Source organism: Pseudomonas mandelii, from assembly GCF_006438925.1.
Classification (GTDB): Bacteria; Pseudomonadota; Gammaproteobacteria; order Pseudomonadales; family Pseudomonadaceae; genus Aquipseudomonas; species Aquipseudomonas mandelii_C.
Genome location: NZ_RCZA01000005.1, coordinates 1 through 18877, shown reverse-complemented (window position 1 = coordinate 18877; position 18877 = coordinate 1). Strand labels below are relative to the sequence as shown.

17 protein-coding genes and 2 pseudogenes are annotated in these 18877 nt (G+C 52.0%); 12 read left to right on the top strand and 7 right to left on the bottom strand.

Features of this window, described 5'->3' with window-relative positions; all coding sequences use genetic code 11:
- Window positions 1–70: 70 nt before the first annotated feature.
- A complete protein-coding gene (locus tag EAH74_RS12550) occupies window positions 71–3946 on the bottom strand; it encodes a hypothetical protein (protein WP_140678793.1) in 3876 nt (1291 codons plus the stop codon).
- Window positions 3947–4125: 179 nt separating this feature from the next.
- Between EAH74_RS12550 and EAH74_RS33600 the strand changes: the two genes are divergently transcribed.
- Window positions 4126–4347 (top strand): lecithin retinol acyltransferase family protein, encoded by a 222-nt coding sequence (locus EAH74_RS33600; RefSeq protein WP_140678791.1) that lies wholly within the window; start codon window positions 4126–4128, stop codon window positions 4345–4347.
- On the opposite strand, the gene EAH74_RS12540 is transcribed toward EAH74_RS33600, so the two are convergent.
- Together EAH74_RS12540 and EAH74_RS12535 are read right to left on the bottom strand one after the other, a co-directional pair.
- Window positions 4293–4817 carry an HNH endonuclease gene (locus EAH74_RS12540; protein ID WP_161600328.1) on the bottom strand — a complete coding sequence of 175 codons (525 nt, stop codon included), beginning with the start codon at window positions 4815–4817 and terminating at the stop codon, window positions 4293–4295. The two genes, EAH74_RS33600 and EAH74_RS12540, sit on opposite strands and share 55 nt — an antisense overlap.
- Before the next feature lie 472 nt (window positions 4818–5289).
- The gene (locus EAH74_RS12535; RefSeq protein ID WP_140678787.1) at window positions 5290–5598 is read right to left on the bottom strand and encodes a helix-turn-helix domain-containing protein; all 309 of its coding nucleotides are present in this window, start codon (window positions 5596–5598) and stop codon (window positions 5290–5292) included.
- A 121-nt stretch (window positions 5599–5719) separates the two neighbouring features.
- Between EAH74_RS12535 and EAH74_RS12530 the strand changes: the two genes are divergently transcribed.
- Both EAH74_RS12530 and EAH74_RS12525 read left to right on the top strand, forming a co-directional pair.
- A complete protein-coding gene (locus tag EAH74_RS12530) occupies window positions 5720–6238 on the top strand; it encodes a hypothetical protein (RefSeq protein ID WP_140678785.1) in 519 nt (172 codons plus the stop codon).
- Between the two features lie 38 nt (window positions 6239–6276).
- Window positions 6277–6468, top strand: a complete 192-nt coding sequence (locus tag EAH74_RS12525) for an MbcA/ParS/Xre antitoxin family protein (protein ID WP_140678783.1) — start codon at window positions 6277–6279, stop codon at window positions 6466–6468.
- Window positions 6469–6622: 154 nt separating this feature from the next.
- Here the strand turns inward: EAH74_RS12525 and EAH74_RS12520 are convergent, their stop codons facing one another.
- On the bottom strand, window positions 6623–9493 hold the full coding sequence (locus tag EAH74_RS12520) for an AAA family ATPase (RefSeq protein ID WP_140678781.1): 2871 nt from the start codon (window positions 9491–9493) through the stop codon (window positions 6623–6625).
- A 724-nt stretch (window positions 9494–10217) separates the two neighbouring features.
- Between EAH74_RS12520 and EAH74_RS33325 the strand changes: the two are divergent.
- The 9 genes and pseudogenes from EAH74_RS33325 to EAH74_RS12470 all read left to right on the top strand — a co-directional run bounded on the left by EAH74_RS33325 (window position 10218) and on the right by EAH74_RS12470 (window position 16287).
- Window positions 10218–10425, top strand: a pseudogene (locus EAH74_RS33325) (hypothetical protein).
- 104 nt (window positions 10426–10529) lie between these two features.
- Window positions 10530–10964 carry a YeeE/YedE family protein gene (locus EAH74_RS12505; protein WP_140678779.1) on the top strand — a complete coding sequence of 145 codons (435 nt, stop codon included), beginning with the start codon at window positions 10530–10532 and terminating at the stop codon, window positions 10962–10964.
- A gap of 2 nt (window positions 10965–10966) precedes the next feature.
- Window positions 10967–11386, top strand: coding sequence for a DUF6691 family protein (locus tag EAH74_RS12500; RefSeq protein ID WP_140678777.1), 420 nt, complete (start codon window positions 10967–10969; stop codon window positions 11384–11386).
- Between the two features lie 99 nt (window positions 11387–11485).
- Complete coding sequence (locus tag EAH74_RS12495; protein WP_140678775.1) at window positions 11486–11851, top strand: YidH family protein; 366 nt, start codon at window positions 11486–11488, stop codon at window positions 11849–11851.
- 257 nt (window positions 11852–12108) lie between these two features.
- Window positions 12109–13125, top strand: a pseudogene (gene pstS / locus EAH74_RS12490) (phosphate ABC transporter substrate-binding protein PstS).
- Between the two features lie 73 nt (window positions 13126–13198).
- Window positions 13199–14194, top strand: coding sequence for a phosphate ABC transporter permease subunit PstC (gene pstC, locus EAH74_RS12485; protein WP_140679421.1), 996 nt, complete (start codon window positions 13199–13201; stop codon window positions 14192–14194).
- On the top strand, window positions 14191–15063 hold the full coding sequence (gene pstA, locus EAH74_RS12480; RefSeq protein ID WP_140678773.1) for a phosphate ABC transporter permease PstA: 873 nt from the start codon (window positions 14191–14193) through the stop codon (window positions 15061–15063). The genes pstC and pstA overlap by 4 nt, the downstream gene beginning before the upstream one ends.
- The gene (gene pstB, locus EAH74_RS12475) at window positions 15063–15842 is read left to right on the top strand and encodes a phosphate ABC transporter ATP-binding protein PstB (RefSeq protein ID WP_140678771.1); all 780 of its coding nucleotides are present in this window, start codon (window positions 15063–15065) and stop codon (window positions 15840–15842) included. The genes pstA and pstB overlap by 1 nt, the downstream gene beginning before the upstream one ends.
- A gap of 64 nt (window positions 15843–15906) precedes the next feature.
- Window positions 15907–16287 carry a CrcB family protein gene (locus EAH74_RS12470; RefSeq protein ID WP_345789576.1) on the top strand — a complete coding sequence of 127 codons (381 nt, stop codon included), beginning with the start codon at window positions 15907–15909 and terminating at the stop codon, window positions 16285–16287.
- A gap of 413 nt (window positions 16288–16700) precedes the next feature.
- Here EAH74_RS12470 and EAH74_RS12465 read toward each other — a convergent pair whose 3' ends face one another.
- The 3 genes from EAH74_RS12465 to EAH74_RS12455 form a co-directional block, all read right to left on the bottom strand.
- Window positions 16701–17810, bottom strand: a complete 1110-nt coding sequence (locus EAH74_RS12465) for a D-alanyl-D-alanine carboxypeptidase family protein (RefSeq protein ID WP_140679419.1) — start codon at window positions 17808–17810, stop codon at window positions 16701–16703.
- 196 nt (window positions 17811–18006) lie between these two features.
- The gene (locus tag EAH74_RS12460; RefSeq protein WP_140678767.1) at window positions 18007–18555 is read right to left on the bottom strand and encodes a sensor histidine kinase; all 549 of its coding nucleotides are present in this window, start codon (window positions 18553–18555) and stop codon (window positions 18007–18009) included.
- A 61-nt stretch (window positions 18556–18616) separates the two neighbouring features.
- The coding region (locus EAH74_RS12455) for an integrase core domain-containing protein (RefSeq protein WP_140678765.1) at window positions 18617–18877 on the bottom strand (261 nt) is incomplete at its 5' end.

The window sequence follows — 18877 nt, the reverse complement described above, 5'->3', positions numbered from 1 at the left end:
TTTAGGCCATTGCGGGGATAGATGAATCGCAACGGCATCGTCCTCACAGTAGCAATGAGCGAGCGTCAGGTCAGATCATGCCTTTAGGCTTCGCGGTAGCGCTGATGACAGCGTCTTCTTCCGTTACTGTCTGAACGAAGCCTTTCGTTTTAAGAGCGTTGACCAGTCTCATGTTGAGAACGGTGTTTGGCACCTCGATTTTTTTGACATTCGGTGAAAGCTTTGTGAAACCGCCATCACTCAACATACCAAGAATCGTGGCTGCCTCTGCCCAACTGCACGATGGCAAGCATTGGATTAGAACTTCAGAGCGCTGAGCTGAAGTCAGGCCCTCCCCAGCTGCGAACTTCTTGAGCTCGGGGATGAGCGCCGGCGGAAAGCTTGTTGAGTGTCGATTAGCGACGCCGCAGGTTTCAGCGACCTCTTTGACGGCCTCGATATTGGTGTCAAAGGCTTCAATCGGCATCGCCGTCCACATCTGAATCTTTTCATTCAGCTCAAGCGCACCGCTTTTACTGAGTGGCAATGCCATGTCGATCGATATTTGAGATAGATCAATATGGTCGCGTGCCTCTAACCAATGTGCCACGAGATACGGAGCTTCCAATTCTGCACTGAATGTCTTGATGCTCTCGCGGATTTCAGGGCTGTACGCGAGAAACGGCGCGCTTGCGAGCATCTCCCAACGCTCCCTGGATTGCAGTCCCTTAAGAATCGCGGGATCGCTCAAGACGACGTTCGTGAAGAGCACTTCAAGTGTTTCGTTAGATATCCCTGTTGGGGCGATTAGGAACGTCTGCAGCTCTCGATGCAGAGAGGGGTTGAGGCCCCAGAGTTCCTCTTTTAGCTCCTTTTCATGGCGCTGGATGAAGTTTGCGAAGGCCTCCATATCCAAGGTTTCGCAACCTTTATGCTCCAAAGCAGGTACGAGTACGTCTTTGAAAAATGTCCACACTGCAACAGCCTTCAATTTCACCCGATCAGACAGCAGCATTTTCGCCCACAACGATGGGGTGGTTTCTTCAAGCCGGTCGAAGGTGCATGTCGTTCGTTCAAACAGCTGATCTACGGCATCTGAATCGTCCGACTCTTCCAGGATGGCCCATAGCAGTTCTGTAAAGGAGGTCGCAGACTCGTCCAGCGTGCCAACCTGGGCTAAAAGCGTGTTTGCAAACTCCTCCGCGGCCTCAACCAGGAGTTTATTCAGGCCATCAATATGAAGGGCCTGCAGTCGACGATAGGAAATGATACTTACACTGTGATCAGATTTGCTTGCATTAACGGGTTCGGCTTTTTGGCAAATCAGCGTGAGCATGTTCAGGTTTACCTCAACACAGCCCCATCCGATTAGCTTCTTGAGGTCGTCCAGGAGGATGCTGTCATTTAGTGCTGAGAAACGCATCGGCAGCTCTTTCAACCAAGACCAGCCTTTACCTCCTGCTTCGAGTCCATGCATCAATCGCGACACGTCTTCGAGACTCGCGATGGCATCATAGATACCCTTGCCCGGTATAGCGTCAACTTGAGTGAGCTGGGCAACCTCCAATCCATCCATAACTGCGCTGATCAGTGCTTGCCTCAGCACTGCTGACTCGAATCGCTTAGCGTTCAACAACGCTTGGAACAACCCAGGCTCCAGAATATAAATAGCCTGAATGAACTTTTGCGTTGCAGCGGTCGATATCAAAATTTCGGTCGCTTGCGCCATTCTGTCCAGGTGCCCATCAAGCCCACTCCCAAGAATAGTCGCGAGCTTACTGCGCTCATGGCTCATGCTGGAATCGTTGTATGGACAGCTAGAAAGGTACTCGATCAGCGCGACAATAATTCCTCTGCCATCGCTCAAATCGTCAGTATCCAGTTTTTCGGCGGCCTTTTTCGGGGCACTGATCACAGTCGCGATGTCCACAGAGACACCACGTCTCAGCTCAAGGATCAGGTTTTTGTCTTCGGATGTGAGGGATCCTGCGTAGAAGTAGCCGAAATAGTCCGTGTAATCGGTATCGAAGTATCCGTGACGCATCAGGTAAACAACGATGTCCAAGCCGTTCAGTTTTTGAGTGATGACATCGCCGTAGGCTTTTTTGGCAGCAGTTCGGAAGGTTTGGTGATTAATTCGGCCTGCCTCAATTCGGAGTTCGGCCATTTCATCATCGATATCAGCAAGGGTTCGCTGAAGCAGATCATATCTTTTTGAGTATGACGTCGATGTCAGTAGCTGCTTTGAGTCAAAAGGTGCTGCGGTCTGGTTGGCATTCCCGTACATGTCGTTGATGGCCATCGTTAAATGAATGCTTTGAGAAAAAATCGACTCAAAAACATCATCCTTAACAAAGTCAGTCAACGAAAATTGACTGCCACTTGGCATCCAAACATGGGTTGCCGCAAAGCCGGATTTTTTAACAAGCTCTAGCCATACGTACGCCCGCAGCTCTGCCACACTCCCAGCGATTTCCTGTACCCGCTTTTCCCGCTTCTCTCGCAACGCCTGGTAGGCATCTTCAGCCTGCTTGGACTGCTGGAATCGCCACTCGTTGAATCCTTGGATGGTCTCGTAAATGGCCCCACGTCGTTTGACCAGGTCAGCGTATTCAGCAGGATGCAGATTGCGAATCGCAATGATCGAAAACAGCTTATTTGGATCAAGCTTCAGGCCGGAGCCACCGCTGAGAATGCTGGAGAACATGTCGAATTCGTTGACGATGTTCTTGATCAACCGCATGTCATCGATGAGGTAACAAACGGTTTCGACCAACGTCTCATTAAGCCCAATGTCCAACGCTGCCCCCCTGAACTGTCGCTCACGAAGCATCTTGAACATTTGCTCGCGAGAGTTCTCGGAGTTGACCACGGGGATAATCGGGATGATCAGGTCAAAAAATTTCGTTTTCTCACCGACGGCAAACAGCTCATCCCGAAGCGCATAGATGAAGTAAACCGGTCTTTTGATCTGCGGGGACTGCTTGATGATGAAATTGATTTCCCGCAAACGCGTGAAAACGTCGTGAATTCCAAATCTGTCCAGATCCTCGATCACCACGATGTCGATCTTGCTGCGTTCAAAGCAGTAGATGATCTCATCAACATTTTTGTGCAGCACGGAGCCGTGGTGAGTCGTTTCCAGTTTTCCGCCCTTGATTGTGAAGCCGTCAATGCTGAACAGAGACATCAGCTTCAACACCGAGAACAGCATGTAGATGCCACCTACTCCCAGCACCAGAACAGCTGTCCATCCCGGAATCCACAAAAGCCATTCGACCAACCAAGCCGGGTCGACTTTGGGTAACGTCTCAACCGTCGGGACGTAAATTCGCAGTATGCCTACGATCATAAAAAGATAGAAAAACGTACGCCCCCAGATGATGGACGAAGACGCCTGAATGATTCGCTTTAGTCGACTCTTCGGCAGTTCATGTGACGGTACCGCGTACAGCAGCTGCTGAACGATAGTTTCCTCGATGCGTGTCAAGATGTCCGAATCGTTTTTTTTCTCTGCTTCTTTGGGCGCTGGACTGGGATCAGCGGGAGCGACAGAAGAATCAGCCGGGGGCACTTTCCCTGCCCCACCTGTGCTCAGATCTTTTCCGAAGGCGGCCAGCGATACGAATGCATAGGTGAGTTCAGGGTGACGATCGACAAACGTACGAATGACGCTACTTTTGCCGGCGCCGTACTCACCCGTAATCGCAATATTGCGAATTTGGTCGTTGCTCAGTGCGCTCAGCAACTCACTCTCGTAACGACGTGACCGATCCATCTCCAGAAGAACAGGCGTGAGCGGCTCGAAGACATTTTTGCCGATGGGAACAGCCAAGTATTCACGTGCGGCAGCCACGGCTTTGTCGCCAGCTTTTCTATAGCGCTTGTACTCTCCCATCGCATGATTCAAGCGAGAGCTGACGTACTCGCACTGCGACGAAAACACCTGAGCTAAACGACGGAACATCCCTGTCTCCTATGCCGCTGAAAGGCTGTTCGGGAGAACCGCCCAAAATGGTCTTTACTTGATACCCACAGTCACTGCGGTACGTATTGATACAAGAGTTACCGATGATAGCGCACCGCCATACCGGAATGTGACGAACTCGCTGCTGCTTCCTTAAAGAGCGTCCTCTGAAGCTCACCATGCCTACGTTACCCGCTGGATCTCACCTCATTGTCGGGCGCGGCCTATATACCCACCACGGTATCTATGTCGGCCAGGATCACGTGATTCACTATTCAGGTAACCTCAGAAGATTTGGTGCCCGCTATCTCCCAGGGATACGAATAGGAGCATGCAGGGAAGAAGCTCAGCGCGGTTCTAAAGCCGCGCTGAGTCTTCCATTATTTACCTGCCTACCCTGAACGTATTGGCGCAATGCCTCGGTTAGATGCAGTGACTCCGATGTGTGAGCGAGCCTGTGGCAATTCGCGCATAGCAGCGCTAAATCCTCCACATTGGTTTTCCCTTTATGGTTGGCATGAGCCAGTGGGATCTGGTGATGGCACTCGATTACCCGAAAGCCCTGCGTTCCGTAAAGCGCGTAAAAATCAACGCCACACGCCTCACACTCAAGCTTTTTCGTTTGAAAGAAACGCTCGCTCTTCAGCAGTTTAGAGACACCATTGGCTCGCTCACGTCGGCGATGCTTGGTCATTTGCAGAGATCCTTCCGCATACTCCGGGGCAACCAAGCTTTCCCATGCTTTCAGGAATTTGAAATGAAGCGCCGCCACTTGATCTGATTGGACGGTTAAATGCGGTAAATCGCCCTGGTTGTAAAAATCAAAGTTTTCCAGGACATGCACGAAAACCTTGGAGGAAAATTCATCCAAGGGCGCTCGCCTCCAATCATCTGAGCAAACTTTCTTTGCCGGCCCATGGCCGTCACACCGACTTGAATATGGGCAGGTAGGCAAGCACTCTAGATCACTCGGCGTGTGCCATCCCTCCTGTCCAGGCATCAAAGAATCCAGGATACGTTGATCCTCTTTAGTAAAGCTCACTGCCTCTTGCACCAGCATTCAGAAAACTCCTTGAATCAAGCGATGTGAATATTTCAGCTGGCTCGGCAATTGTATGAATGATCGCCTATTGTCGTTGCCATCCGCCCTCCGAAATCACACGCCGATATCCAGATTCAGCCAAAATTCTGCCAACACTTCCAGCACCGCTAGCGGAGGGAACACCTGTGTCTGGCTCAAATCCACATGGCGTTAGTGACGACTCACCCGACAACAAAGAAGAGGCGCCGTTGTCAGTAGCGCGGAGGCCATTTGGAAAGCTTGCCAATCTAACGGGTGGGCATCATTGACTGAAAGCAAGGCTCTCGGCCAAGTCGACCACTTGTTTTCGATCATCTTGTTTCAGGCAATGAAAGCATTGCAGCAGATGAGCTTCATCGTCGTTTGCACAATAAAAATACGCCACGGGTAGATCCAGCACCGTCGCAATCTGCTTCACAATGCTTTCACCAGGCAGGTGAACGCCCTTTTCGTATTGAGACATCCGCGCCGAAGCTGTGGCCGGCTCAATGCCCGCCTCAATCCCCAAACGCTCCTGTGAAAACCCTCTTGCCTTGCGTGCCTCTTTCAAACGCCTGCTGAAAGTCGTCATTTCTCTCGCCGCAAAAGGCTAAGAGATTCTTAGATTCGCTTTGACGATATGCTAAGTATTCCTTAGTATCTGGCGAAAATATCCTTTTGCCATCACTCCAAACACAAGGACAGGGATCAAAATGAAGGAAATGCAAATCGTAGATGGTCGGCTCGACGAGAAATCGCGAGGCTTTGGCGGCGACATGGTCAGCTATCACTACTGGAAAATTGACGGCAAGAAGCACGAAAAACTCGAAATCCCAGACGTTCTCGATGCCCATGTAAAGGCAGGCAACCGAATTCGAGCGACATACCAGCCGGGCAAAGACAACGTCAACCGGATATGGGCCATTCAGCTCGACAACGAACCTGTCCGCTCAGTTGTCACAATTCCCTTCATTGCCGTCTCCCTGGGAAGGCTCAGCATCCTCCCTCTAGCGGTCGCCATCTTTACTATTTTTGTTGCGTATGGCTTCTGGCAAAACAGCACGCACCACGGAGGATTCCATGGCTCGACTTACCAGTTATGCTGGATCGCGCTCAATCTGCTAATCAGCTATCGCTACATGATTAAGCCAATATTGATCATCAAACGCGGCATCAAGTCGTTTCGCGAATATTGCATCAAGGCCCCAGCATCAACCTCGACGGCCAGTTGAAACGAGAGAACAACAACAGAACTCCGAGAGTCAAAAAAGTGAATCACCTTGAGCTGATCCGACGCCAAGCCGAGCAGGTATTTGGCAACAAAGCGAAAGCGGATGTTTGGCTGAACCACCCCAAAACTGCCTTCGATGGAAGCACACCATTGGAGTTTGCTCAAACGGAAGCGGGATACGAACTCGTAAAGGCTGAGCTCGAGAGAGTCATTCACGGGTACGTCTGTTAGCAAGAGTCTTATCCTCCATACCCTAAAACGAGTGTGATGGGTATTGACCTTAAAACCACCAACAGCGAAGCGCTTCTCCGGTAGGTTGAGGAGTGCGTAGCGAAGTCAGGCCATGCCCACGAGCACTTCTCGATCTTGATGCGTTTATTGAAATCTAGGCGGGCGGTACCCGAGCGGTTTGCTCAATCCCCTGCTCGCGTTGGGCGACGCTGGCGAGGCACCGGTCGATGAACTGAAGCTCCTCACCGAGCTCCACCGCACGCTTTTCAAGGGATTTCAATACCGCTTGATGCTCCTTCTGCACCTCTTCCGGCGCCCTAGCGAGCCCCGCCAGCCTTCTCCGGCTCCTCTCGATTTTTTCTTGAACCACGGTAAGGTACCTCTCCCCAGACTCCTTTTTCCTTCCCGTGAAGAGCTGGCATTCCAGGAAGCGGATGGCATCGTAGATTCTCAAGACTTCACTGCTAGTCTTCGAGTGCACGAAATTCAGGCTACCCTCATCGAAGGCGTGATGCTCCTGGTTCTGTCCACCCCAGTTCACTAAATCATTCTTAATGAAATTGAAGTGCGACAAGTCGTAGTCAATGAACGGTTCAACCAGCGCGAAGGTGTGCTCCAGGCTGACTTGAAGGTACATGTTCTTCTTAAGCTGCGATTTATTGAAGTTCGCGGTGACTTTAACGCTGTTTTCGATGCAGAACTCAAGCACCATAGATTCAAACCAGATACGGCAATACAGCAACGCCTGGCGAACGTCGAAGACCGACAGCGCCACATGTACTTTCTTCTGAAAACCACCCGCGTGATCAATAACCACGACGCCTTTATTCGTGTAGCTGAGCACATGGCTTGCGTGCTGGTCACACTGAGGGTGACGGTCGGCAATGATACAGAAGCGCTCCCAAAAGAGACGGTCATGTGTAGTCACTACCATTTGAATCCGGCAAAGGTAGGCATCGCTGAAAAATAGATCAATGATGTTGGATCTGTGATCCGTGTCGATAGCATTGACGACGTCGTCGAAAACTATGAGTGGGAAATTGTTTTTCTCAGCCATCGCCAAGAGAATTGATAAACCCAATGCCCTCAGATGCCCCTCGCTGAGCACTGCAAACGCATCAAGCAAGGATCCGTCCACATTGGTGATCTTGATCCTGTAGCTATCAGCGAGCTTCTCAAAGCTCAACGTCTCTATCTGCTCATGGTCATCGTCGTGGTTATTGATCGCTCGGTAGTACTCGGCAGCCTTGGCTTCTATCCCTGTAATACGCGTTTTTTCTAGCTCAAGCTTGTAGTCCAGTAGATCGCGATACAGCGTCCGATACTCGACTTCTAAATCCTTGAGTAACTGGTTGTAGTGACTGTTATCAACGGCATCGTTTAGCAACGCCGCTTTTTGCGTTACCAGGTCTGCCATCCGGTCGTTAATGGCCTTGAACTCGCTTTTCGCTCGGGTTTTGCTGTCAAACTGCTGCTTCAGCGACTCATCAATCCTTTTCAGTTGTACCACCTGTTTTTCAAGGCGGGCTGCCTGGACTTCTGCTTGGTCAACCTCCCGGCGCTTGCGCTCACAGGTACGAAGGTAGGCCTCAATCTCATCTGTACTTTCCGTGCAAAGCTTCAAGAATGAGTCAAGGACGGACGGCGACACTTCCGAGCGATCTGTAGCGGCGTGAAATTCTGCGAGCACCGCCACCAACTCGTCCATCTTCAGCGAACAAGGAACGTCGGCATTCTCATTGCCCTTTACAGCGCTAATTCCCGTAGCAACTCTTGAAGCCCAGAGCGCAATCCGGGCATCATTTCGTTGCTTGGATTGCTTCAAGGACTCTAGAGCACCCAACGCTTTGATCTCCTCACGCGCCCTCTCGAACGGGTTCACGACGACCTTGTCGAGGGGCGTCAGACATGCGGGACAGGATTCCCCTGTTTGCAACTGCTCAATAGCCTCCAACGCCTCAAAGACGGCGCGATAGTTAACGTCGCGGGCCCTCTGCAGAAACGCTTTCTCGATGTCAATTCTGCGGTGGAGCAACCGCTTGGCGATGGAACAGGTACGCCTCACCTGCTTTGCCGGGATAGCGACAGGGGCTTTGGCTGTTCGCAGGCGCTCGGCTCCACGGATATGCATTTCTATTGTTTTGCGCAGCCGCAACACCTTTGGGCGAATCTCGAAGTCTTGATCCGGCCCCAGTCCTAGCAACTTACAAATTTCGGAGATTGATGTTTGAAGGTCTGCCCTGTGCTTGAGCCGCAGTTGGCCCAGTCCAGCCTGAGTGCGTTCCAGGGTTGCCAGAGCTTCGGCCTGATCAGCACGCATTGAAGCTTTAAGCGTGAAGCTTTCAGGACGGACGAACCGAGAAATGACCTCTTGGAGTTCTTCCAAGCCAAACAAGGTGGCCAGGACATCACTTTCGTCACTGCCTGTGTCTTTGGAACCCAACAGAGAAAATTCCTGAAGACGGTTCCGATCGATGAAACAGCTCGACCAACTGATACTTGGCGTGACCTTGAGCTTGTCCGCTCCCATGAGCATCAGCTGGGGCTTGATATCTCCCCGTGCCACGTACTGTTTGACCTTGGTCTTACGCCTGGCAGCTTCTTTGATATCTCCAGTGGTGCCGATTTCCAACGCTTCGCACAGGGACGATTTGCCGCCGCCATTGGGGGCGTAAAAGATGTTTTTCAGCTTGCTGAAGCGAATGAAGGTACCTTTGTCGTCAGGGCCAAACTCCCCGAAGCCACGGAAGTTTTTGACGCGAAGATAGTCCAACGCCCCCAGGCCGGAAGGCGGTATCCGATCCAATTCCGGCCTGTTATCGAGCACTTTTTTGAAGCGCGCGGCGATGCGCTGGTAGTTGCGACCCAGCAGCTGGTCAGCTGCCGCCGTTATGTGCGCTTTAATGTGGTCAGAGTAGCGCCCCTTGCTCTGGTTCGCCTGGTACATACACCAGAGAAGCACGAGATAAGCATCTGTACGCCCTTCAAGATTCTGCCTTGCAAAACTCAAAAGGTACTGGCTCATCGCGCTTCCTCCCTGTTGCGCGTCAGCGTAACCGGACTGAAATCAGAAAGCCATTATCGCAAGTCTAGAAGGCACTTAGGGATGGGGAAAACCTCCTCCTCGAATGGTTTAGGGAGCACTTCGTAAATTGAGACAGCTGCCGATTAGGCCTGCGGATCAAACCAATACAACTTGGTGAGCACCTGGCAATTGGCTTGGACAGCAGCGCTTCGCTGTGCGCAGATTAGATCGACGATATGCCTCACTGAACCAGTGAATGGCTTAAAGAGCGGGCATCGAGCCCCGTTCCGACAGAGCGCTTTGAAGCCGCTCCAGATTAAGCCGCTGGCACTCACTCTCGGCTTCTTCTCGTGTCTGGTAGGTAGTATTCAGCCGACGCTTCTCTTCATTGTCATAGAGGTTGAAGCCTATAGGAGCGGTCTGACAGTAGAACCGCGATCCGTTACGTATCGAGCCAGTTTCTGTTGGAATTGCAGGGACAACAACAAATCTCAAAATCATCTTCACGCCCTCTCCAAGCCCTCCTTAACTATTAGCGGCTGGGAGCCACTACAGCAAGCGATCCTCTTAGATTTCCGATGAGACGTGTAAGCTGAAAACGACCTTCGACAGGATCGTGTAACACCTGCGAGACGTACCCTGCTCTCAAGTCTGCCCGACAATTAATCCCTTCCCGTCGACGACATTACTGCTGCTACGCTCACCTGTTCCACGGAGGATCAAGATGCCAAATTCAGACCTGTTCCCATCCCTGCTTTTCAAGATCAATCAGAACCAACTCGCTTGAGGCGGCCATTATAGAGTTGACGCTTTAGGTTGAGCAGCGTGGATATGCTGAAGTCGCTGACAACGTTCGTGGAGCGCTGGGCACGATCAGTAAAAATAAGGAGTTCATCAAAATGACACTCGCAGTGCTGATGGCTCCGGAGTGATCTTGTCCACAAGTTGTAGAAACGAGTAGATACCGGATCAGCAGCTATGCGGCGCTCGCTGTGATCCATGTCCTTTACCAGCACTTCTGTGTAGGAGATGTAAAGTGAGCATTGATTGGATCAACTTCACACCTTGGTCTTCGCTAGGCGGCGGTGCCCTTATAGGGCTAGCGGTTAGCTTGTTTGTTCTCGCAAATGGCCGCATCGCAGGCATCAGCGGCTTGCTTGGAAGCGTGATGCAATTTGATAGTGAAGGCTGTAGCGAGAAAGCACTATTTCTTCTTGGGCTTTTGATTGCTCCTTTGTTCTGGGGGATGTTTGCAATGCTGCCAGAAATCGAGATCAAAACAGAGTGGCCGGCCCTGATTATTGCGGGTCTGCTCGTCGGCGTGGGAACACGTTACGGTTCTGGCTGTACCAGTGGTCACGGGGTTTGTGGGATCTCTCGATTATCTCCTCGCTCCATCGTGGCAACTGTTTGTTTTATGACGGCAGGGTTCGCAACGGTGTATGCCACTCGTCATGTATTGGGGATTTAAAGATGACCAAGCTGAGTGCACTTATTGCCGGACTGATCTTTGGGCTCGGTTTACTCCTGGCAGGTATGGCGAATCCTGCCAAGGTTTTGGCTTTTCTTGATTTGGCCGGTGCCTGGGATCCGTCACTTGCTCTGGTCATGGGAGGTGCCATCGCGGTGGCGGTTATCCCCCTGAATTGGGCTCGGAAGAAGAAGCTGTCCTTGCTGGGTGCCCGTATGCAGATACCCATGAATCGGGAGCTAGACCCCCGCTTGATTGGTGGCAGTCTTGTGTTTGGTGTTGGTTGGGGAGTAGCTGGAATATGTCCTGGGCCGGCGGTAGTTCTTCTACTCACAGCTCATTGGCAAATCATCGTTTTCGTATTGGCAATGTTGGCCGGTATGTATTTGTTCTCTGTACTAGAAAGCCGACGCACGTGTTAATCAGGTGATAGCCATGAAAGCGAATGACGGAAACACTGTCCGATTTCTGCTCCATTTGACCAACGCAATTTCAATCATTGCTGGGCCCAGGAGTATTTAATGTCCGACCTGAACGATCCACGAGTGTTCTTTGCCGCTGAGCGAACGCTGCTGGCATGGAACCGAACCAGCCTTTCGCTGATGGCATTTGGCTTTGTGATTGAACGATCCGGACTACTTCTGCAAATGCTAAAGCCAGGTGTTTTGGGCCCTCCAGGAAAGCATTTTTCTTTCTGGATCGGACTCGCTTTTCTGATTCTGGGCTCATGGGTTGCCTGTTGGTCATCCTGGCAATACAAAAAGGTAGTCAAGACCCTCAAGCCCGTAGAGATCCCCCTTGGTTACAGCGTCAATGCTGGCCCCAGCATTAATGTAATCACGGCAATCCTAGGCGTTTTGCTCATGGCCTATTTGTCCATTATGTGAGCACGACTTGGACTGCCTGACCTCACTCGGCTTACAGCCATTGCTTCCGCATATGAGGGTCAAACGACCGCCCCATGGGGGTGCAGTCGAGCTTTTTCGACGAGCAAACGAGCGAGTGTGATCGACTCGCATTTATTTCAAAATATTGCAGAAAGCGCCAAAATTGTCATCAGACAGAAATAAATAAAGAATTAAATCGTCACTTCTCCGATAGGTGGATACCTCCACTTAACTCCTTTCATTGAGGTGTTGTCGTGATGTTGCTGACTAAAAAAAGCCTGTCTGTCTTGCTGGCTTCCCTCTGCATGAGTGGCCTTGCTCATGCAACCGATGTTACCGGTGCGGGCTCCAGCTTTGTCTATCCGGTTTTGTCCAAGTGGTCGCAGGACTACAGCAAAAGCTCCAGCAACCGTATCAATTACTAGTCGATTGGATCGGGTGGCGGTATCGCTCAGATCAAGGCTGCAACAGTAGATTTTGGTGCGTCCGACGCCCCGTTGTCTGCCGATGACCTCAAGGCTGGTGGTCTGGGCCAATTTCCCAGTGTCATTGGCGGCATCGTGCCGGTGATGAACATTGAGGGTGTCGCGCCGGGCCAATTGAAGCTCGACGGTGAGACCTTGGCGAAAATCTTCCTTGGTGAGATTACTGTCTGGAACGACCCGGCTATCGTCGCACTGAACTCAGGCATGAAACTGCCCGACAGCAAAATCACCGTCGTTCACCGCTCTGACGGTTCTGGCACCTCGTATAACTTCACCAACTACCTCTCCAAAGTGAGTGATGACTGGAAATCAAAAATCGGCTTTGGCACCGCTGTGCCTTGGCCCGTCGGTGTAGGTGGCAAAGGCAACGAAGGTGTCTCCGCCTACGTAAAGCAGATCAAAAACTCAATCGGTTATGTTGAGTACGCCTACGCGCTGCAAAACAAGATGACGCACGCGCAGTTGAAGAATGCCGCCGGGAAATTCATTCAGCCCAATGCCAAAGCGTTCCAAGCGGCTGCCGACACTGCGGACTGGGCTAACGCCAAGGACTTCAACCTGATCATGACCAACGCGCCTGGCGATAGCGCCTGGCCGATCACGGCGACCACCTGGATCATCATGTACAAACAGCCAAAGAATGCCGAGCAAAGCCAAGCAGCCTTCAACTTCTTCAAATGGTCGTTGGAGAAAGGCCAGCAACAGGCCTCGGCGCTGGACTATGTAGCCCTGCCTGACTCTCTGGTGACGCGTATCGAAGGTTACTGGAAGTCTGACTTCGCCCATTGATTCAGCAACACTTAAACCCCTTCCTCTAGCAAGTTTTGCCTGGCGAAGGGGTTTGTTTGTGAGTAGACGTATGATGAACGACACAGTGCAACCTTTGGCCATGACCCTCCACACTGGCGACGTTACGAGTGATAAGCGTGCGGCTCGCGATCAGCGCCATGATCTCTGGTTCAAGCGTTCAATGCTGGGCGCCGCAATGCTGGTGCTGTTGCTACTGGTGAGCATCGCCGCCTCGACACTTTGGGGCGGTAGTCTTGCGTTCAAGACTTTCGGTCTCGACTTTCTGACAAGCACTGAGTGGGATGCCGTCAACAATCACTTCGGTGCTTTGGTACCGATTTACGGCACCTTGGTGACCTCTTTACTGGCGCTGCTGATTGCGGTTCCTGTCAGCTTTGGCATCGCGATTTTTCTCACTGAAGTAGCACCGCCCTGGTTGCGGATGCCCGTCGCCTCGGCGGTTGAATTGCTCGCGGGAATTCCATCGATTATCTATGGCATGTGGGGGCTGTTCGTTTTCGGCCCGTTCATGGCAGAACATCTATCACCTTGGATCAATGACTATCTGGGTGAGCTTCCTTTGGTGGGTTCGCTGTTTCAGGGCCCACCCTTAGGGATTGGCATGCTGACAGCAGGTATTGTGCTGGCAATCATGATCATGCCCTTCATCACCTCTGTCATGCATGAGGTGTTCCGTAGTGTTCCAACAACCCTCAAGGAGTCTGCTTACGCGCTAGGTAGCACTACTTGGGAAGTGGTCTGGGACATTGTTCTGCCTTACACGCGGTCAGCGGTTGTCGGAGGAATTTTTCTCGGGCTCGGACGCGCATTGGGTGAGACCATGGCAGTGACTTTCGTGCTGGGTAATGCTCAACAATTCTCCGCCTCATTGCTGATGCCAAGCAGCTCCATTGCGTCAGTCATCGCCAACGAGTTCAGCGAAGCCTATACCGACCTGCATCGCTCCGCGCTGATTGCGCTGGGCTTTCTGCTGTTTGTCGTCACCTTTATCGTATTGGCGCTAGCACGACTCCTGCTCATGCGGCTTTCACGCAAGGAGGGTCTATGACCGGCAACGAACGTCTCTACCAGATTCGGGCTTTCAAGAATCGACTTGCATTGGTGCTCAGTTGCGGTGCCACTGCGTTCGGTCTCATCTGGCTGGTCTGGATTCTGCTGACCACAGTGATCAACGGATTTCAGGCGCTCAATCTTCGCCTCTTTACGCAGATGACGCCGCCGCCCGGTACGGAAGGTGGACTGGCAAATGCGTTCTATGGCAGCGCGCTGATGTCCGGTATCGCCTTGCTTATCGGGACGCCCATCGGCTTGATGGCGGGAATCTGGCTAGCGGAATTCGCACGACACTCGCGTCTAGGCACCACAGTCCGTTTTATTAACGACATTCTGCTGTCGGCACCGTCCATTGTGCTTGGGTTGTTCATCTACACCGGCGTCATCTTGCCGTTGAACATACTGACTAATCACCAGGTTGGCTTCTCCGCTATCGCCGGCGCTCTGGCACTGGCGCTATTGGTGATTCCAGTGGTGGTGAGAACTACTGACGAGATGCTTCAACTACAACCGTCAACCATGCGGGAAGCCGCGCTGGCGTTAGGCGTCCCGCAATGGAAATTGACTCTACAAATCGTATTGCGAGCGGCAAAAGCGGGCGTGGTGACCGGTGTGCTACTCGCACTGGCCAGAATCACTGGTGAAACAGCTCCTCTACTGTTTACAGCGTTCGGCAACCAGTTCTGGAGCAGCAATCTTCTGAAACCGATTGCCAGCGTGCCCGTAGTGGTTTTCCAGTACGCCATGAGCCCATTCGATGACTGGCACGCCCTGGCCTGGGCTGGCGCATTGGTGCTGACCTTGTTTGTACTGGTACTCAGTTTACTGTCCCGCTTGATCCTTTTACGCAATAGGTTGACCTGATGAATAGCCGTGACCTTGCCGACGAAAGAACTAAAATTCGCGTTCGTGGCCTGGAGTTTTTTTACAATAACCAGCGGTCTCTGAACTCCATCGATATGGACATTCCAGAGAAACGTATCACTGCGATCATTGGGCCATCAGGTTGCGGGAAGTCGACGTTACTGCGGGTGTTCAACCGTATCTACGCCATGTACCCGAAGCAGGAAGCGCGGGGCGAGGTGCTGCTCAACGGAGAGAATATTCTCGCGCCTGGTTACTCGATGAACCGCCTGCGTAGCCATATCGGCATGGTCTTCCAGAAACCGGTACCGTTTCCGATGTCCATTTACGACAACGTCGGTTACGCCGTGCGTCACCATGAACAACTCTCCCGTCGTGAGATGGATGAACGCGTAGAGCAAGCCTTAAATGGAGCAGCGCTTTGGGACGAGGTAAAGGACAAGCTCAAACAAAGCGCACAGAGCCTTTCGGGTGGTCAACAACAGCGCCTGTGCATAGCGCGCACCATCGCTTTGCGCCCACAAGTATTGCTTTTGGATGAGCCGACTTCCGCGCTTGACCCAATCTCCACCGGGCGCATAGAGCAGTTGATTACTGAGTTAAAAGAGCAATATACCGTCATCATCGTGACCCACAACATGCAGCAAGCGGCTCGGGTTTCGGACTACACCGCCTTTATGTTTATGGGCGAATTGATTGAGCATGATGTGACCGATACCATCTTCACCAAACCAAAAATGAAGCAGACGGAAGACTACATCACAGGTCGCTTTGGATAACCAATCCCTTTCCTTCCGTACATAAGCTCTCAGCCCCTAGAGCTGCAAGGAGTTCGTAAGCTTGGTGAGAACATTAGTGGCCATCGCCATAAGCGCATCGCTTGGAGGGTGGCTACGCAGTATTTTGGGGGCGAAGCTCAAGGAGTTTTTTCCGAGCATGCCCGCAGGAGCGCTCGTAGCGAATTTAGCCGGGGGGTACTTCATTGGCCTGACCATCGGCTTTTGGGTGGATTCGCCGCTGCTCTTCCCTCGCTGGCACCTTGCGATCATCACTAGCTTTTGCATAGGGCTCGCGGTCTTCTCACTGGCCTCGGCAGGATCGGCTACGTTAAGCCACAAAGAACGGTTTATTCCTGCAGTTGGGGGTATCTCGCTTCATGTCATAGCGTTGCTTGCCATGACTGCGTTAGGAGCGCTCACGTTCCAGTGGGTAACCGACATCTAAAATGATTTGACCACAGGCTGATATGAAATTTGGTTTGTGATTTCAGCCCAGGCTAAATCCTTGCGCAGAACGACAGAAACAGAAAGCCCGGCGCGAAGCCGGGCTTTTTGTATTTCGGATGGGGCTGATCCCTCAGCAAATTCGAGTGTAATTCAGGGAGATCTATGGTGCAGCTAACATTTTCCTTTAGGTCGGAATCAGATATGAACTGCATGGAAGCGACAACCCATTGAACATTCTCCGTCTGTAACGGCTGACATTACGAGCCGACGCTAAAGGCCATTGAGGCAAATGTCGTTGGGCATAGAGGCTGCTGAGGCAACTGGACGGTTTCGCCCGTGCCACGTCAGATTAGTGGCAATCATTTGAGTTGTCTGGGAGGTGTATCGCGACTAGAAATCACCCAGCCAGCTTCAAACCTTTAACTCTCCAGTATCGTCCTTCACATCAAACAATCCTGCAAAAAAAAGATGGAATGCATCCCAGGCACGCGTCCACCAACCACCAGATTCTCCCGCTTCTAATGCGATGAGAGAGCGCGTCGCAAGTTTATTCTCGCCGTCATACAACTCGTAACTTCCGACTATGTCACCGACGGCAATAGGAGCCTCCAGAGCGTTATTGATGTGCAGGCGGCTTTCCACCTTGCGATTACTATTCTTGGGCAACGTCAATGTCACATTATCGAGTAATCCAACAGAAATTACGTTTTTCTCACCCTTCCACAGTCGCGGCCTGGCTAATACTTGCCCGCCTTGTTCAAAGGTCTTCGTCTCAAAAAAGCGGAAGCCGTAGTTCAGGATTTTTTGAGCATCTTCTGCACGATTGTTCATCGTGGTCGAGCCAAATACCGCACTGATAAGACGCCGCCCATCACGAAGAGCAGAGGTCACCATGCAGTAGCCGGCCTCCTCAGTGTGGCCAGTTTTGAGCCCGTCAACACTTGGGTCGCGCCAGAGGAGAAGATTGCGATTGGGTTGGCGAATGTTGTTCCAAGTGAAATATTTGTGCGCGTATAGCGGGTAGTAAGCGGACTCATCATTGATAATTGCCCGCGCAAGCCGGGCCATATCATGAGCCGAGGAATAGTGCTCAGGTGCCGGCAAGCCTGTAGGGTTCATGAAGTGAGTGTCAGTCAGCCCAAGTTTATTTGCAGTGACATTCATCAACCCGGCAAATGCATCTTCGCTACCCGCTATGTGCTCCGACAGAGCCACACTGGCGTCATTGCCAGAGTCGATCACCACGCCACGGAGCAGGTCATGCACAGGGACAACGGCGCCAGGATCAAGAAACATCCTGGAACCACCGGTTCTCCATGCGTTTTCACTGACAGTAGCCGTATCGTCGGCCTTAAGACGTCCAGCCTGTATCTCATTGGTAGCGACGTACACCGTCATCAACTTAGTCAAGCTGGCCGGCGGCAAACGCATATCAGCGTTTTGACTACCTATAATCGTGCCTGTCGCTGCATCCATAAGCACCCAGGATTTCGCGCTCAATTGCGGTGGTGCTGGGATCATCGCTCGGGCAGTCGGTGAAGCAGGACTTGGGGTGGATATTGGAGCCGCCCAAGCTGGTGTCAAAAAAGAACACGCAAGAATGAGTGTAAGCCGCAATTTAGGGTGTTTCACAAGCGCCAGCCTCGGATTAGCAGAAAGACGCGCCAAACTAAATTAGGACTTGTGAACGCTCAAATTAACCCATATTAAATTAAATTTAATTAGACTCGACTACGATTGAGATCATCTCGGGCAAGGGACAGATAATGGAAACAGTGGCTCCTCCTCCGCGCGGCGATTCCTGGATGCGTAGTACGAACCCATGCAACCGAACAATTGCCGATACCAGAGAAAGCCCCAGTCCATGCCCAGGTTGCTGACGAGTAGAGTCGCCGCGATAAAGCCTGCGAATCACGCTTTCACGCTCTTCCTCAGGGATTCCTGGGCCATTGTCTGAGACCTCGATAGTGAGCGAGTTGAGCGTCAGAGAGCCGCTCAAGTGAATCACACCTCCCTTGGGCGTGAACTTGATAGCGTTATCTAAAAGGTTAACCAACGCCTCGAACAGAAGAGAAACATCACCCGATAACGCCGGCAGATCTGCAGATAGATCAAGGAGCAGTGTGAGCCCCTGCTCCTGTGCCAAAGGCTCGAAAAACTCGTGCGCCTGCGTCAGTAGCGATGTGGGCTGGAACGATTCGAAGCCAGACCTTCTCCTTGTATCTTCAAGTTCAGATATTCGCAGCAACCCCTGAAAACGCAACATGATGGACTCACTCTCCTCCAAAGCTGGACTTGCCCCTACAAAACCGGACACCAACTCCCTGTTAAATTGATGCTGCCGCTAAGCGCCTGAACTCCCTCGGTGAGCGATAGTTCAAGGCGCTGTGCGGATGCTGCTCGTTGTAGTGTTCGAAGGCAATTGCCAGGTTACGCAACGCCGTTTCTCGATCCGGCTTGGGCATGTGCGCCACGTAGTCACGCTTGATCGTCTTCACGAAACTCTCGGCCATGCCATTGCTCTGCGGGCTGCGCACAGGTGTGGTCACCGGCTGCAAACCGATCTGTCGAGCAAACAGGCGCGTCTG

Coding starts and splice junctions, on each gene's coding strand:
- EAH74_RS12550 (WP_140678793.1), bottom strand. CDS start 3,946: ATGTTCCGTCGTTTAGCTCAGGTGTTTTCGTCGCAGTGCGAGTACGTC.
- EAH74_RS33600 (WP_140678791.1), top strand. CDS start 4,126: ATGCCTACGTTACCCGCTGGATCTCACCTCATTGTCGGGCGCGGCCTA.
- EAH74_RS12535 (WP_140678787.1), bottom strand. CDS start 5,598: ATGACGACTTTCAGCAGGCGTTTGAAAGAGGCACGCAAGGCAAGAGGG.
- EAH74_RS12530 (WP_140678785.1), top strand. CDS start 5,720: ATGAAGGAAATGCAAATCGTAGATGGTCGGCTCGACGAGAAATCGCGA.
- EAH74_RS12520 (WP_140678781.1), bottom strand. CDS start 9,493: ATGAGCCAGTACCTTTTGAGTTTTGCAAGGCAGAATCTTGAAGGGCGT.
- EAH74_RS12500 (WP_140678777.1), top strand. CDS start 10,967: ATGACCAAGCTGAGTGCACTTATTGCCGGACTGATCTTTGGGCTCGGT.
- EAH74_RS12495 (WP_140678775.1), top strand. CDS start 11,486: ATGTCCGACCTGAACGATCCACGAGTGTTCTTTGCCGCTGAGCGAACG.
- pstC (WP_140679421.1), top strand. CDS start 13,199: ATGAACGACACAGTGCAACCTTTGGCCATGACCCTCCACACTGGCGAC.
- pstA (WP_140678773.1), top strand. CDS start 14,191: ATGACCGGCAACGAACGTCTCTACCAGATTCGGGCTTTCAAGAATCGA.
- pstB (WP_140678771.1), top strand. CDS start 15,063: ATGAATAGCCGTGACCTTGCCGACGAAAGAACTAAAATTCGCGTTCGT.
- EAH74_RS12465 (WP_140679419.1), bottom strand. CDS start 17,810: ATGATCCCAGCACCACCGCAATTGAGCGCGAAATCCTGGGTGCTTATG.
- EAH74_RS12460 (WP_140678767.1), bottom strand. CDS start 18,555: ATGTTGCGTTTTCAGGGGTTGCTGCGAATATCTGAACTTGAAGATACA.